Annotated in this window: 10 protein-coding genes; 3 read left to right on the top strand and 7 right to left on the bottom strand. The window is 46.1% G+C overall.

Features of this window, described 5'->3' with window-relative positions; genetic code table 11:
- Positions 1-274: 274 nt before the first annotated feature.
- Both ABIO93_RS15180 and ABIO93_RS15175 read right to left on the bottom strand, forming a co-directional pair.
- A complete protein-coding gene (locus ABIO93_RS15180) occupies positions 275-1,180 on the bottom strand; it encodes a hypothetical protein (RefSeq protein WP_348069096.1) in 906 nt (301 codons plus the stop codon).
- A 23-nt stretch (positions 1,181-1,203) separates the two neighbouring features.
- Positions 1,204-1,614, bottom strand: a complete 411-nt coding sequence (locus tag ABIO93_RS15175) for a hypothetical protein (RefSeq protein ID WP_348069094.1) — start codon at positions 1,612-1,614, stop codon at positions 1,204-1,206.
- A gap of 204 nt (positions 1,615-1,818) precedes the next feature.
- Here ABIO93_RS15175 and ABIO93_RS15170 point away from each other — a divergent pair, with 204 nt between their 5' ends.
- Complete coding sequence (locus ABIO93_RS15170; protein ID WP_348069092.1) at positions 1,819-3,747, top strand: tetratricopeptide repeat protein; 1,929 nt, start codon at positions 1,819-1,821, stop codon at positions 3,745-3,747.
- Positions 3,748-3,801: 54 nt separating this feature from the next.
- Positions 3,802-4,419, top strand: a complete 618-nt coding sequence (locus ABIO93_RS15165) for a response regulator transcription factor (protein WP_348069090.1) — start codon at positions 3,802-3,804, stop codon at positions 4,417-4,419.
- A gap of 48 nt (positions 4,420-4,467) precedes the next feature.
- Here ABIO93_RS15165 and ABIO93_RS15160 read toward each other — a convergent pair whose 3' ends face one another.
- The 5 genes from ABIO93_RS15160 to ABIO93_RS15140 all read right to left on the bottom strand — a co-directional run bounded on the left by ABIO93_RS15160 (position 4,468) and on the right by ABIO93_RS15140 (position 14,316).
- Positions 4,468-5,913, bottom strand: a complete 1,446-nt coding sequence (locus ABIO93_RS15160) for an arylsulfatase (RefSeq protein ID WP_348069088.1) — start codon at positions 5,911-5,913, stop codon at positions 4,468-4,470.
- A gap of 397 nt (positions 5,914-6,310) precedes the next feature.
- A complete protein-coding gene (locus tag ABIO93_RS15155) occupies positions 6,311-7,789 on the bottom strand; it encodes an arylsulfatase (RefSeq protein ID WP_348069086.1) in 1,479 nt (492 codons plus the stop codon).
- 293 nt (positions 7,790-8,082) lie between these two features.
- The gene (locus tag ABIO93_RS15150) at positions 8,083-9,471 is read right to left on the bottom strand and encodes a sulfatase (protein WP_348069222.1); all 1,389 of its coding nucleotides are present in this window, start codon (positions 9,469-9,471) and stop codon (positions 8,083-8,085) included.
- A 126-nt stretch (positions 9,472-9,597) separates the two neighbouring features.
- Complete coding sequence (locus ABIO93_RS15145; RefSeq protein WP_348069084.1) at positions 9,598-11,193, bottom strand: RagB/SusD family nutrient uptake outer membrane protein; 1,596 nt, start codon at positions 11,191-11,193, stop codon at positions 9,598-9,600.
- Between the two features lie 24 nt (positions 11,194-11,217).
- On the bottom strand, positions 11,218-14,316 hold the full coding sequence (locus ABIO93_RS15140; protein WP_348069082.1) for a TonB-dependent receptor: 3,099 nt from the start codon (positions 14,314-14,316) through the stop codon (positions 11,218-11,220).
- A gap of 392 nt (positions 14,317-14,708) precedes the next feature.
- Between ABIO93_RS15140 and ABIO93_RS15135 the strand changes: the two genes are divergently transcribed.
- Entirely contained in the window at positions 14,709-15,767 is a 1,059-nt protein-coding gene (locus ABIO93_RS15135; protein WP_348069080.1) for a LacI family DNA-binding transcriptional regulator, read from the top strand.
- The last annotated feature ends 431 nt before the right edge of the window (positions 15,768-16,198 follow it).

Here is a 16,198-nt window from a genome sequence, read left to right as displayed (position 1 = left end):
CAACCACCCGTTCCTGCCGAAGCGACAGTTTTGCATGAAGTAAATTAACCGCTTTCATATTAAATGCTTTGGATTAATACTCAGCTCAGGGTGGTTCAGAAGCTTTGTTATTAGTATACTTATTTGATAGACAAAGTAAATTGAATGGTTTTAAAAAAGCAACAGTTTTTTAAATTTTGTTTATAAAAAAATCCGGCGGGAAAATACTTCCCCCCGGACATGAAAACAGACAGGAGCCAACGGCCCCTTGTCTGTCAAAAGTATATAAACCTATTTACTTCAATTCGGTGAGCCATTGCTGGGCAAAAGCACGGGCTGCATTGGTGGGCGCCGCGCCCATTCGGTAGCATAGCTTCCATACGTCGTTTTTGCCTTCATAGACTGCATTGACAAACTTTTTACGATCGGCTACCTGCTTGGTCTGCGCTGCGAAGTCTACCCCTTTGCTTTTGTTCAAAAACTCAGTCAAACGTACTGAAAGCACATTTTTCGGATCTTTCCACTTCTCGTATTCCGCCGCATTGTTCTTATTGTTCTTGGCAAGTTCCCGCTCTTTCTGGTCTATCTCCTCTTGGGCAAGATGTTCCGCATACTGTTTTTTGAACTCAGTAAAATCAGATTTCAATAAGGGCTTAACCTTTTTGAAGAAAGCTGCATTACGCTTCCCGTCTTCAATTGTTTTCTTGAACTCAGCGCGCTGGTCGGCGGGCAGGCTCGATAGCATGCTTTCCATCCCAACGTAAGTTTCACCAGACTGGATCTGCATGTCCACCATTGGTTCAATGTTCTGCACTGTCAGTCCCTGTGCGTCTTTGATCCGGTAAGCCCTGATCTCAGCTTGTCTTTTTTCGCTCAGCTTGGTATCGGTTTGCTGGTAACTTTTGGCCAGCCACTCGCTGTAACGTTTCTGAAAATCTTCTGAGCCGAAATACAGTTTGACCAAAGTACCCGCTTTTTTGACCGCTGCGGCCTGATTTTCCGGCGCAATGGAGCGGCAGGCCGATTTAACTGAGCTGCTGAAATAAGGTGCGCTCACATTGGTATTTTGCAAAGAACTCCATAATCTTTCCTGCACGTTCTTTTCAGTAATCTCGAATTCGGAGTAATCATCTGAAAATGTGAAATTAAGGAAGCATAGACAAAGGCAATAGAGAAATAGGGGATGTCTTAAATTTTTCATGGCGATGATTGGTAAGCGAGGTACTATTGTTTGTCAGCGATCATTTCAATTTCGTCTCCTTCGAGCACGATGAAAACGGTCAGTTTGCTGCCCTTTAAGTTCCCTACCTTATCGGTGCCTTCGTAAATGTCGATTCCGGTGCTTCCTGCATTTTTCAGGTTCAATGTGCCCAGATCTTCGTCGGGTTCAGAAACACCGTCGATCTTCGCCTTCATTTTTCCGGTTACTACCTCTGCTGAAAATTTTTCCAATTGTATTGTAATGATAGCTTTTGCCAGCTCCAAGGGCTGCTCCTCCCCATTCACGGTAAGCTTGGTCACTTTGTAATTTCCTGCTACCTGTGCGCTCAGCTCCGGTGCGGGATCCTTGTCTTTGTCATCTTTGCAGGAGAAAAACAATGTGGTAACGAATAAGAATAAAAGAACTTTTTTCATGGCTGTTTTGAAATTTGAATGAATAAATGGATGAGATGATTTTGTCATTTTGACCCGACAAAGGTAAGCCCATCCGGAAGCGGCAATCAATCCTCTAAAAGTAGGATTTTTGAAAAATCATGCTTTTAGAGGATATTATTAAAAGGTTTTATTTCAGAATTTTACAACCGTAATTTTCCAGTCCAAACTCCTCCTACGGATACAATGAAATTATTTTTTAAAACAATATTGCTTGTCCTGTTGTATGCGAGTGCTTCTGCCCAGAATGGTGATGTGAATGCTATTTTGAAGCGCATGCGGACCAGCAAGGAAGATACCAACCGCGCACTTGCCTACATTGAGTATGGCCAGTACCTGGAGAACCAGAATCTCGACAGCGCCGCCAAATACTACCTGAAAGCCGATGCGCTCAGCAACAAGCTGGGTTACCTCAACGGGCGATTCAAGTTCCGTTCCAACTATACTTATATCCTCAATTTACAGGGAAAGTTTGAGCAGGGACTGAAACTCAATAAGGAAAGCCTGATCATCGCTCAGGAAATGAAACATCCTGTCAATGTGGGCAAGAGCCAGGCCAACATTGCCACCAGCTACGTGTATCTGGGCAATTTCCTGGAAGCGATCAAGCACTACCAGCTTTCTGCGGACCAGTTTGAAAAACTTGGGATGAAAGAATTCCTTCCACGGCTATATATCAGCATCGGAACGGCTTTTGAGCACGCCAATTTGTTCAATAAGGCATTGGTGTACAAAGAAAAAGCATTGGTACTGGCCCGGCCGATGAAAGACAGCCTGCAACTGGCCGATATATTGACCAACATTGGCGGGTCTTATTTCAATCTTAAAAATTATCCGAAAGGACTGGCACATTTCAGTGAAGGATTGACCATTGCCCAGAAAATCAAGTCGGACATTTTCGTGATACAAGGTTATGCAGGATTATCCCGTACACACCGGAAACTCAAAAACCTTGACAAAGCAGAAGAGTATGGTGAAAAAGGTTTGGAACTGGCTAGAAAAACAGGAAATGTGTTCCTGGAAATGGAATGTCTGAAAACGCTGATGTTTTTAGCGGAAGACAATAACCAACCGGAGCTGTCAGCCAAATACACCAAACAAGCGATGAAAATAGCGGAAGAAAATGAGATGACAGATCATTTGGTAGAACTGTATGAAGACTATGCGACCGACCTGGCCCGCCAGCACGACTACAAGGCTGCCTATGATTACCTCATGAAATATACGATCATGAATGATTCGATCCAGGGCGTGGATGTGCAGAAACAATTGCAAGAGCTTGACGCAAAATATCTTACAGCACAAAAGGAGAAGCAGATCGTTACGCTCGAAAATGAAAAACAAACACGAAACACACTCATTTATGGATTGATAGCCGGCCTTGTTGCTTTGGCGCTTATCTCGGTATTGGCTCACAGGAACATCACCATCCGGAAACGGATCGCTGAAAAGGAAGTTCAGCAGCTGCAGCAGGAAAGACAATTGGTTGCCACCAACTCTATTTTGAAAGGCCAGGAAGAAGAACGCACCCGCGTGGCCCGTGACCTGCACGACGGGTTGGGAGGATTATTATCAGGTATTAAATTAACTTTAAATTCCGTGAAAGGAAATGTAATTCTGCCCGAGGAAAGCGCTATGACCTTTACCCGGGCTCTCACACAATTGGACGGCGCGATCAGCGAGATGCGCCGGGTGGCACATAGCATGATGCCCGAGACGCTGGTACGCTTTGGGCTTATTGATGCTCTCAATGACTTTTGCGAAGGTATCAGTGCTTCGGGTCAGCTAAAAGTGGTGATGCAGGACTTCGGTTTTGACAAACGCCTCGACTCTTCTGTTGAGATCGTATTGTACCGCGTCGTTCAGGAATTGCTCAATAATGTGCTTAAATACGCCGACGCAACCGAGGCGCATGTGCAACTTACCTGGGTCGAAAACAATGTCAGCCTTACCGTGGAAGACAATGGCAAAGGTTTCGACGTCAGCACGCTCGATCAGAACAAAGGTGCGGGAATGCGGAATGTGCAGGCGCGCGTGGATTACCTGAACGGGAAACTGGACATTCAGTCTAAACCTGACGAAGGAACATCCATTTTGGTTGAGATCGTGGTTTAATGATCTTGCTTTTTGTCAAATTCAATAAATGACTTAATCTTTAAAAAACTTCATATGAGCGTTAAAATCCTGATCGTAGATGACCATCCGATGGTTTTGGAAGGATTAAAATCACTGCTCGCCGACAGCGAAGGGCTAGCGGTGGTCGGTACTGCTTCCAATGCGATAGACGCGATCGCGTTTTTAAAAAACAACGAAGTGGACATTGCATTCCTGGACATTAACCTGCCTGACATTAGCGGAATTGAGCTTTGCAAGAAAGTAAAAGAGCAATTTCCGGATGTGAAAACGCTAGCGTTAAGCACATTCAGCGAGCGTGCCTATGTTTCGCGAATGATTCAGAATGGCGCATCGGGCTATCTGATCAAAAGTTCGAGCAAAGAGGAAATTCTGGAAGCCATTCAGCAGGTTCAGGCTGGCGGATATTTCATGAATGTCAATTTTGACCAGAATGCATCGACTCCTGCGCCAAAGACCGTCCCGTTTTTGACCCGTCGTGAAAAGGAAGTGTTGCTCTTAATCGCCGAGGGACTGACTAATCCGCAGATCGCCGACCAGCTTTTTATCAGCGTCACCACGGTCAATAGCCATCGGCAGAACCTGTTAATGAAGTTCGAAGTCTCTAATACTGCTTCGTTGATTAAGCTGGCTGCGGGATTGGGGTTGATTTGAAAAAATAAAACTTACCAAGTCTACAAGACTTGGCAAGTTTCGTTTCATTCAATTCGTAGCCAGGCTTCCGAAGGGGAAAATGGCGGAGGATACGTGGGCTTTATTCATGATTTGCCCGAGTTCTTTGGCCTTTTCAGGAAATTGAGGCGTTACGTTGGTGGTTTCTCCCGGGTCTTTGGAAAGATCGTATAGTTCAACGAGCGCGTCGGGATTACCCGCAGCTTTTAGCCGGACAGCCTTCCAGTTTCCCTGCCGCACCGCCTGCCTGCCACCTTGCTCATGGAATTCCCAATACAGGTAGTCATGCTTTTTCTGCGTTGCTTTTCCTTTCAATGCATCTGTGAATGAGATACCATCAATATTGCGGGGCGCCGCAGCATTGGCGAGCTCTGCAAACGTGGGTAGTACATCCCAGAATGCCCCAATGAAATCACTTCTACTGCCAGGCTTGATCACACCAGGCCAGCGCGCCGCAAATGGCTCCCTTACTCCTCCTTCATACAAATCCCGCTTCACTCCTCTCAGGCCGCCGCTACTATTAAAAAATTTGGGATCTGCTCCTCCTTCGATGTGCGGCCCATTATCGCTCGTAAAAATCACCAGCGAGTTTTTATCAAGCCCTTTCTCCTTCAATTTTTCCAATACCTGTCCCACATACAAATCCAGACGGGCAACCATGGCTGCGAATGTCGCACGGGGAAATTCCTGTGAAGTATACCCACCATCGGTGGCTTTTGGGCCATAGTCAGCGCCGCGGTAAGGTTTTTCTTCGAACTTTCCTTTATAGTATTGAAACAGACTGTCATCGGGAACAATTAGCTCTGCATGTGGAAGAATGTACGGTAAGAATAGGAAAAATGGCTGCTTTCCGTCGCGACTGTCTATAAAACTCAATGCTTGCTTCTGGATCAGGTCGGGTGCGTACTCTTTGCTATACATGAGGTTTTTGTTAGCCTCAAGAACTATTTTTTTCTGGTTATCCCAAAGGTGGTTCGGATAGTAACGGTGTGCGAGACTCTGGCAATTGTACCCATAAAACTGATCAAAACCCTGCTTACCCGGCTCCCCTTCCGAGCCTACCGGCCCCAGGCCCCACTTACCAAAAGCAGCGGTAACGTAACCTGCTTCTTTCAAAACTTCGGCTACCGTAATCACCGAATCCGCGATCGGCTGCTGTCCCTCAGGCTCCACGCTCTTATTTCCTCTGATATAGGTATGTCCCGTATGCTGGCCACTCAACAAGGAGGAGCGTGACGGAGCACAAACAGAGGTACCCGCATAAAATTGATTAAAGATCATTCCCTCCCTGGCCAGGCGGTCAATGTTAGGCGTTTTCACCAGCTTTTGCCCGTTAAAACCCACATCACCGTATCCAAGGTCGTCGGCAAGAATAAAAATGATGTTCGGGCGGGGGGCTTTCGGAGCCTGCGCTGACACAGTACTTCCTCCAAGAAAAGGTAACAGGCAGGGTAACAGCGAAATAAATATCTTCATTTGTATTGATTCAATTGATACATTTGAAAAAGGCATTGAAACCGCAAGATTACTTGTAAAAAGCTAATTTCCGAGCGCTAAATGCAGATTTTTGTATTAGAGACGCGGCAAACATACATTCCGTTGACCGGCAGAGAAGAAAAAGTAGATTTGATAAGTATCTTTGTTCCTGATACCCTACGACAGCCCAGACGACCAGCCTGAATTGACAACCACCGAAAATTCCCGCAAGTCGGACAGGGCTGTTCATTAGGGTATCAGGAGTAGACACTCACTGAACTTAGTATTTTAAAAGTCTTTAATAATCTACTAAGTTGATAGACAAAATAAAGATAATAAAATCAAACAAACAAGGCTCAGATTGCACATTTTGAAATAATTTTCAGAATGTAACTCATCAGAACTTGGGATCAATGAATTCCCACTCCTTGATCGTGGCTGCCTGGTGCTCCTTTTTCACGATCGCATCCAGTCTGGATATAATTTCAGGATGTTTTGAAGCAATGTCAACCGACTCTTTTTCATCGTTTTCCATATCGTAGAGCTCCCAGGCTGCATTGCGGTTCTTTTTCAAATCACTTTTAACAGCCTTGAATTTCTCAAACCGGATCGCGATCTGGCCGCTCTTTTCGGAGAATTCAAAATACAGATATTCTCGGGGCTGCAACTTTCCTTTACCCGTCATAACAGGTACCAGCGAGATCCCGTCGGAAGGCGGTGCTTTTACGCCAGCGATTTCTGATAATGTCGCAAACATGTCGAACTGTGCTGAAACAAAGTCAGAAGTGGTACCGGCAGGGATTTTACCTGGCCATCTGGCAATGAATGGTTCGCGGATTCCGCCTTCATAAACATCCATTTTCAATCCTCTTAAACCGCCAACACTGTTAAAAAATTTCGCGTCCGTACCACCATTAAACGTCGTACCATTGTCGCTCGAAAACATAATGATCGTGTTGTCGTCCAACCCCAAACGTTTCACCTGCTCCATCACCTTGCCTACCTGCTTATCCAGGTAAGTGATCATCGCCGCGTAGGTTGACAATGGATATTTGGTGGACGCATAATTTCGCTCACCGAGATATGGTTTTTCATCAAACTGTCCTACATACTGCTTAATTTCCTCGTCCAATGTCTGCAATGAAGCATGCGGGATCGTGAAAGGCAGGTACAGGAAGAATGGTTTCTCTTTGTGATTATTAATAAATTTCTCTGCTTTGGCAGCCATTTTATCAATGGCATAATCCTTCCCTTTGAAATAGGCGAACTCCTCATCCGACGCGCCCGGCGCGAGCTTTCTATGCACGTCGATGACCGGGTTATTGAGCGTATCCCATTTTCCATTTTCCCATAAATGTGTCGGGTAGTAGTTGTGGGCCTGCTTTTGATCCAGGTAACCATAGAAATAATCGAATCCCTGCTTGTTAGGATCGCCGGTCGTATTGGCCATTCCCAGCCCCCATTTACCTACGGCGCCGGTAGCATACCCCGCACCTTTCAGCACTTTGGCAATGGTAAGCGTTCCTTCCGGTAGCGGCATCTGGCCACCTTCTTTATTATCCGCGAAACCTCCCATTTCGTAATTCCCGCGAATGTATGAATGTCCGCCATGCCTGCCCGTCAGCAACATACAGCGAGCCGGTGCGCATACGGGTGTACTGGTGTAATGTTTGGTAAACCGAATTCCTTCTTTGGCCAGTTTGTCCAGGTTGGGAGTTCTGATTTTCTTTTGTCCGTAACTGCCCAGCTCGCCGTAGCCGAGGTCATCGGCGTAGATGTAAATGATGTTAGGCTTGCGGTTCTTTTGCGAAAAACCCGGAAAACAGATGAATAGAGCAAAAATCAGGAAAAGTTTCGAAGTCGGCGATTTTATCATTATCAATTAGTAATTCAAAATGAATACTGCCCCATCGGGGCTACCTGTTTGTAGAAATGATGATCGAAATAAATAATCAAAAAATAACCGCAATGCCATTGCCCCATCGGGGCTACCTGTTTGTAAAAGAATCCGGTTGGCCAATTTACGATTGTAAAAATAATCGTGAAAATTGCCCGAGGTATTGGGTCATGCAAATGCTACAAACAGGCGGCACCTACGGAGCCGAAAAACGTTATCAACACAATTTCTATAAACAGGGGGCACCTACGGCGCCAAAAAATACTTCGTCTTTATTTTCTGACAGCCTGTCCGGCCGGGCGATTATTTTTCCCTTGACGCTTCTGTAAATCATCACCCAGATCTTCCCTCGCAGCATCCGCTATTTTTTCCAGTTCCGCTACGATCTCTGGATTTTGTTCCAATACATCATATCGCTCGCCCGGGTCACGTGCGAGGTTGTACAATGCTTTGGGAAAATCATGATCCTCAGGACTAGGGCCCGGCTGACCATTCCTCCCCGGCAATGAGCCTTCATAGGTACGACCAGGGTGTGCAAATACCAGTTTCCAATCATGTTTTCTGACGGCTTCCAGGCTATTTTTTCGATAATAGTAAAGGAAATTTTCGCGCGGCGTTTTCGTATCGTCACCTTTCAGCAGGTCCGTGAACTCGATACCATCTATTTTCTCTTTCGGTAACTTGGCCCCCGTGAGTTTAGCAATAGTGGGAAGGACGTCAATGGTGGACAAAAGTTTGTTCGAAACTCTTCCGGCAGGTACTACACCCGGCCAGCGCATCATGCAAGGCTCACGCTGCCCGCCTTCAAACGACGTTCCTTTTCCTTCACGAAACCCGCCCGACGAACCAGCATGGTCACCATAATTCAGCCAAGGACCATTGTCACTCGTAAAAATCACCAATGTGTTCTGGTCCAGCCCCTGTGCTTTCAGCTCTTTCATAATCTCCCCCACCGACCAGTCAAGCTCCATCAGTACGTCCCCGAAAATCCCACGCTCGCTTTTTCCTTTAAACTTAGCCGACGCCGCTAACGGAACGTGTGGCAGCGGATGCGGCACGTACATGAAGAATGGCTTATTTTTATTTTTCTTGATGAATGCTACCGCATGCTCGGTAATAGTCGGCGTCAGTTCGCTGGCATCTTCCAGGTCTTTGATCTCTTTGCCTGGCTTGTTACCGTCAATCCAATGTAGCGGCGGATATTTTGCACGTTCCTGCCATGGATGCAGCGGCCACATATCGTGTGAATAAGGCACACCATAGTATTCGTCGAAACCCTGCTGCAACGGCAAAAACTCCTCGTCGCTTCCCAAATGCCATTTACCAAAGATCCCGGTGGCATAACCCTGTGCTTTCACAAGCTCGGCAATGGTTTCTTCTTTCGGATTAAGTCCAACAGGTTGTTGAGGCCCCAATGCACCCGAAATTCCGACGCGATTGGGATAGCAACCCGTTAGTAATGCAGCACGGGAGGCGCTGCAAACCGCCTGGGCAGCCATAAAATTAGTAAAACGCGTTCCTTCCGCGGCCATTTTATCCAGATTAGGCGTTTTGTATCCCAATGCACCATTCACTGACAAATCGCCGTAACCGAGGTCATCAATGAAGAAAAGAACAATATTAGGTGTTTTTGCAGCTGGTTTTTGAGATTGAAAACTCATTAAAAAGCATAGGCCCAGTGCTACAAAAAACACAGATAGTAATCGGAACATGTTAAAGTTTTGGTTTAGTATAAAATTTCCCGTTTCGGATGATCCGGGAAATTATCAAATATTTCAATCCAGAGACTACCAGTTCGGATTTTGTTTCAAATTAGGATTAAGATCCCTTTCCTTTTGCGGGATCGGCCACAGGTAATGGCGGCTCGCATCAAACGCCCGCGTCGACGCAACTGCCTGTACGGTGATCAATTTGCCTGTATTGTCGGAATAGGTAATACCGAAAACTGGTCCGGTCATGACATTTTCAGCAATTTTCCATCGACGGATATCAAACAGGCGCTGTCCTTCAAATGCTAACTCCACCGCTCTTTCCTGACGAACAATACTCCTCAATGCTGCCTGAGTAGTAGCGGCCACAGCCGGCTGTTTCACGTCCGATCTGCCATTTCTGACCAGGTTAATAGCCGCCAAAACGCTTGCATCAGCTTGCCCCAGCTCGATTTTAGCTTCTGCATAAGTCAGCAGGATTTCCGCGTAGCGCAGCAAAATGATGTTGATACCACTATTGCCCGGGTTGGCGAAATCTTCCGTATTCATGTATTTTTTAATGTTAAAACCAGTCGTGGAAGCAATGTAAGTACTTCCGATCGCGTCGGCAGTTCCGCTGGTAGGTTTCGGCTGGAAGGTGATGCCACTCGGCAATGCATCGCCTTCCAGATACACCGAAAATTTCAGGCGGGAATCACGGTTCGCGTATGGTTTTGCAGGATCGTGACCACTTCCTGCATCGGCAATCTTCTTGCCGCCCAATGTTTCATACATATCTACCAATGCTTTGGTAGGTACCACTGCGCTGCCTCCGTTTTTCTGACTGTACGGTGCCAGGTAGGAGAATACATTGTTAGAATAAACATCTTTCAAATACTGCTTATCAAAAATCACTTCCTTATTGTTCTCAGCAGCGTAGCTGAACAGTTTTTCGTAAGAATCATACAACCCATACACGCCCAGCTTGATCACCTGATCCGCTGCATCGGCTGCTTTTTGGTAGCGTCCCGCGTACAGATCCGCTCTGGCCAAAAGGCCTAATGCAGCTCCTTTCGTCACCCTTCCTTTATCGGCCGCGCCATAGCTTACTGGCAAAAGTCCTGCGGCTTCGGTTAGTTCTTTTTCAACAAAATTCCAGATTTCTTCCACAGGTGTATTGGTCAATGCCCGGCCTTCTTCAATGGTAATGGAGGATGTAACCAGCGGCGCAGGGCCAAAAAGTCCGGCGAGCTTAATGTATTGGTAAGCACGCAATACCTTGGCTTCGCCCTTGAACTGATTGATCAGCGCAGCATTGGTACTTGGGACCTTATCCACATTTTCGAGAAAATAGTTAACGGCACGGATACCGCGATAGGCTCTTCTCCATTCGCCGTAAATTTTTGAGCTCGTCGCGTCGTAACTTCCCAGTTCAATGTAGGCATCGATATTGAAGCTTTGATTAATGTGCGCAATGTCCGTCATACCGTCCCAGGAAATCAGGTTGGTACTGTCCAGATCGGTATATAGTGAGTTGACAGCCAGCTTCGCATCCGCCTCTGTTTTCCAGAAAAGATCCACCGAAAGGCGGTCGTTTGGAACCGTTTCCAGCAATCCGGAGTCACAGGAAGCCAGTCCGAAAGTGAGCGCGGCAATTCCTGAGTAAAGAATATGTTTGAATGTATTTGTTTTCATGATTGAATGCTTTTGAGTACCGGATCAGAATTGCAGGTTTAAACCAAATGTGTACAGCGCAGTTTGCGGGAAATAGACCGCGCGTCCCGACGGCACCTCAGGGTCCAGGTTCCAGTCATTGAGTTTGGAAATGGTGAACAGGTTCGTAGCCGAAGTATACACCCTGATGCGGCTCACACGCAGTTTGCTAACAATCTCCGCCGGGATGTTGTAAGCCAGCTGTACGTTTTTCAACCTCACATATGAACCGTCGATCACCAGCCTGTCAGAAGTAGCGACATTGCGCAGATCGAATTTGACCGGCCTTGGGAAACGTGCTCCGGGATTTTCAGGAGTCCAGTAATCATTGGTATAAATTTCATGCGTAAAACCTTCCTGGTTACCCATTTCAGCCAATGCACCTGCCAGACGCGCGTCCACTTTGGCGGCTCCCTGGAAAAGAATGTTCAGCTCGAAATTTTTGTAGGAGAAATCAGAATTTACACCGAATGTATACTTCGGGAATGAGTTACCGACCGCCGTCATATCATCCGCGTTGATCTTGCCGTCATTATTCCGGTCAACGTATTTTACATCGCCAGGTTTGGTATTGGTAGCGTAAGTGGCTTTGTACTCGGCAATTTCTGCCGCTGTCTGGAATAATCCGTCGGTTTGGTAGCCCCAAAGCGTGTTGATCGGCAAGCCTTTGGCGATAATGTACCGCGGATCAATGTCGGAACCGGTAATGTAGGGGCCGGTACCTTTCAGATCCACCACTTTGTTTTCATTAATGCTCAGGTTACCGCCCAATGTGTAACGGAACCCAGAGTTACCCTGTCCGCCGCGGTAGTTAAGGCCAAATTCCCATCCTTTATTCTCCACAGAACCTGCATTTTGCGGAGGGGCGGTCAAGCCTATGGTAGCGGGAATGTCAAGGTTGAGCAGAATGTCATTGGTCAATTTGCGATAGTAATCGACAGTCAGGCTTAGTCTTTTATTGAAGAATGCAGCGTCAAGTCCGAGGTCCAATTGTGTGGTCGACTCCCAGCCCAAGTTGGTATTTGCCAATGTGGTCGGGCGGTAACCTTGTACCGAAGTTCCTCCAAAACTATATCCATTGGCAGTGAGCGCTGAATAGTAACTGTACAAATCCACTGACTGGTTACCCGTAATACCCCAAGAACCTCTCAATTTCAGCTCGTTAACCGTCTTTTCGATATTACTCCAGAAGTTCTCTTTTGAAATCCTCCATCCTGCGGAGAATGATGGGAAAACGCTGTATTGCTTGGTACCCGTGAATTTGGATGATCCATCGTAGCGCGCATTGGCTTCAAAAAGATATTTTTCCTTATAATCATAATTGACCCGGCCAAAGAAAGAACGCAAGCCATATTCGGCATCATTACCGGAATTGCTTTTGGTACCATCATTCGCGCCCTGGCCGATTGAACCAATGTCATTGTTATAAAAACGCTCCCGATATGCAGAAAGGAATGTTTGCGTATTGCCAATCTGCGAGTAACCTACCAATGCTTTCAGGTTGTGATCGCCAAAGCTTTTTTCGTAAGTCAGCAAATTGTTGAGCGTGTATTCCCGCAATGTGTTGCGCACCTCGGTCAGCGAATTGATCGCCACCGTTTTGGTGATGTTGGCGTTCTTATCCACATTGGTGTAGGAATTGGTCAAGTTCTTTTGGAAAACAAAAGAGCCGCGGCCGGCGATCTGAGTAGAGAATGTCAACCCCTCCGCAATGTCAAATTCCGCTTTCAGGTAACCTGCCAGGTAATCCGTATTTTGTCTCGACTGCCCCCCTATTTCATTAAACATCAATGGGTTATTTCCCTGGGTACTTAATCCGTACGTTCCGTCGGCGTACTTGGGGACAGCCCATAATGTGCCATGAAAGAAATTGTTCAGGGGTGTCGGATTGGCATTGGAGTTATTGACTGTCGGATTCAAAGAGCGGTTGTAACGGTAGTTAATGTCGCCACTCACGCGCAATCTTTTGGAAACTGTATAATCCGTATTCAGCCTGAACTCCCCTATTTTATTGGAATAACCGGCAATGACACCTTGCTGGTCCTGGTAGCGAACACTCAATCTTGTGCGTAATACGTCTGTCCCACCCGCAACGGAAATGGTGTGGTTTTGCTGAGGTGCCGAACGGAGCATAGTTTCAAACCAGGTGTTGGCCATTGGATATTTCTCGCGATCCGTCGCATTGACATATGCCTGAATAGATTCTTCCGTGAAACGAGCAGGTAATGTTACGCCTGCATTGGTGTAGGCAGCCACCTGCTCACGCATGTAAGCTTCCAATCCCATCATTTTAGGTACATTGTTGGACTTCTGGATGGCATAGTAGCCGTGGTAGTCCACTTGTACTTTTCCGCCTTTTGCTCTTTTGGTGGTGATCAGGATTACACCATTCGTAGCGCGTGAGCCGTAGATCGCAGTAGAAGAAGCATCTTTCAAAACCGAAACCGACTCGATATCATCCGGGTTAATGTCGCTCAGCCGCTGCTCGATGCCATCGACGATCACCAGCGCATCATTTTTCCCCAGATCAAAACCACTGGTACTGCTGCCGTTAATGTTGAAAGTGGTTATTCCGCGAACACGGATGTTGGTGTTGGACTTACCCGGCGATCCGCCCTGATCCAGGACTGTCACGCCCGGCATTAAGCCCTGAAAAGCCTGCTGGATGTTGGAAACCGGTCTTTTAGTAATCGCATCGCCACTGATCTGCGACACAGAGTTGGTGAGGCTGTTACGTTTTTGCGTGCCATAACCGACTACTACGACCTCCTCTAATTGCTTGGTGTCAACAGCAAGTTTTACATCAATAGTGCTTTTCCCGCCTACTGAAACTTCCTGGGTAACGTACCCGATACCGGAGAAAACCAACGTAGCGTCAGACGGTGCACTGATCTCAAATTTACCTTCCGCGTCAGTTGCGGTGCCGGTTAATGTGTTTTTGACCACAATGTTCACACCCGGCAGACCGCCTTTGTCCGTAGCCGAGGTTACAATGCCTTTGACCGTACTATTTTGCGCAATCGCATTGAAACCTCCCAGCAGGATCAATAGCAGCAAAATGCCGGGTTGTATTTTAAGGGTTTTTAGGGATAAATGTTTAGACATGGTTCATGGGGATTTGAATTGGTGGTTGTTGGGCTAATTACTAATAAAATATTTACTCTATTGAATATATAGGCAAAATAAAGTACATAATCCGTAACAAGCAACCGGGAGAAACTACTGCATTAAAAATCTCCATAAATTCAGCAATACATTATATCATAAATTTAAAAAATACAATATTTCGCCATCCTAGCGCTTTTATTAAGAATGCAGCTATTATTATCAGCTGCTCAGCGTATGGAGTTATGGCATGTTCAAGAGCATAAAAAATCAAAAATCACTGCCGGAAATCGTAAAATGAATTCCAGAATCGCTTTATTAGGGGCATTGCCGGTGAATTGCAGTCATTTGCAATACTTACAAACTTTGACATTCAAATTTTAGCTTTCCGGATGGAGAAAGACAACACCTTTTTTGGGGTAAAAGAAATAGCGCGGCGGGCCAATGTTTCCATCGCGACGGTAGACAGGGTCATTCACAACCGGACGGGAGTTTCTGAAAAAACCAAGAAGAAGATCATTGAGATCATCAAGGAACTCGACTACCAGCCCAATATTCTGGCGAGTCGGCTGGCCTCCAAAAAAATCATATCGCTGGCGGTATTGATCCCTCGTGTATCCAAAGAAACCGATTTCTGGGAAGCGCCGCTGAAAGGTGTTGTCCGCGCGGAAGCTGAGATCAGGAAGTACGGGGTACAGGTCAAAACTTTTTTTTTCGATCTCAATAGTGAAGATTCTTTTAGCGAACAGGCCGCATTGATCCTCAACGGGCAATTCCAGGGCGTGCTGCTATCCCCTTCTTTTATAGAGGAGTCGCGGCAATTTGTTCAGGCCTGTCACAAACAAAAGATCCCTTTCACATTCATCGACTCCGACATTCCGGGCCAGGACAAGCTATGTTACATTGGCCCGCATTTATTCCAAAGTGGTTATGTGGGTGCAAGATTGCTCACATACAGGCTGAAAGAAAACCATAAGGTACTGGTTGTCAATATCTCAAAAGAGATCGACAACTATAATTACCCGCAGATCGAAGAAGGATTCCGAGCTTATTTTACGGATCATAACCTCCCCGGCGAAATCATCCGGGTTGACATTAAGGATACCGATAGTCTGTCCGTAACCCGCGAGTTGACGCACGTTTTACACAAGCACGACGACATTGAAGCCATTTTTGTGACCAATTCGCGTGTTTTCTCCGTCGCCTCGTTTTTGGAAAAAAGTAAAAGAACTGACATATCGCTCATTGGCTACGATTTTTTGAAGGAAAATATAGACTATCTCAAAAAAGGCCTGATCGATTTCCTGATCTGTCACAAACCCGAAGAGCAGGGTTACCGCGGATTAATGGCATTATACCAAAGGCTGGTGCTTGGCGCGCCGGTCGATAAGGTACATTTCATGCCGATCGACATTATCACCAAGGAGAATCAGGCGTTTTATCAGAATTGATCTTGTATTGATTTTAAATCGCGACGTGATTTGGAAATGTAATGCGGGTCAATTGTTACATCGCTCTGCGATTCCCGTTGGTCCAATGTGAAAGCTATACATTGGGTAGCGCAACGAAAGGCAAAACGCTACCAAAACAGCAAAACGCCAAGTACCGGCAGGTACGAAATATTGGTAGCCTTAGGCACGAAATATTGGTAACATGTCACCATTAATATCCATTTTTGAATGCCGTCAGGCATGTAACATTCCTGCCAGTCGCAAATACCGCGTTTTGACCATTATGCGATATATATTGAACCTATTAAAATTGTTTACAAAATTTTTTGTAAACAATTAAAGCAATAACTTGTAAATAAAAATATGTTAGTATATTTACGGGTACGTACCCGAAATCATTGAGCAAAGAGACTATTCCTAACACCTTTTCC

Origin of the sequence: Dyadobacter sp. (assembly GCF_039919315.1) — a bacterium.
Classification (GTDB): Bacteria; Bacteroidota; Bacteroidia; order Cytophagales; family Spirosomataceae; genus Dyadobacter.
The sequence above is the reverse complement of the archived record's forward strand: the minus strand, read 5'-3'. Positions and strand labels throughout refer to the sequence as shown.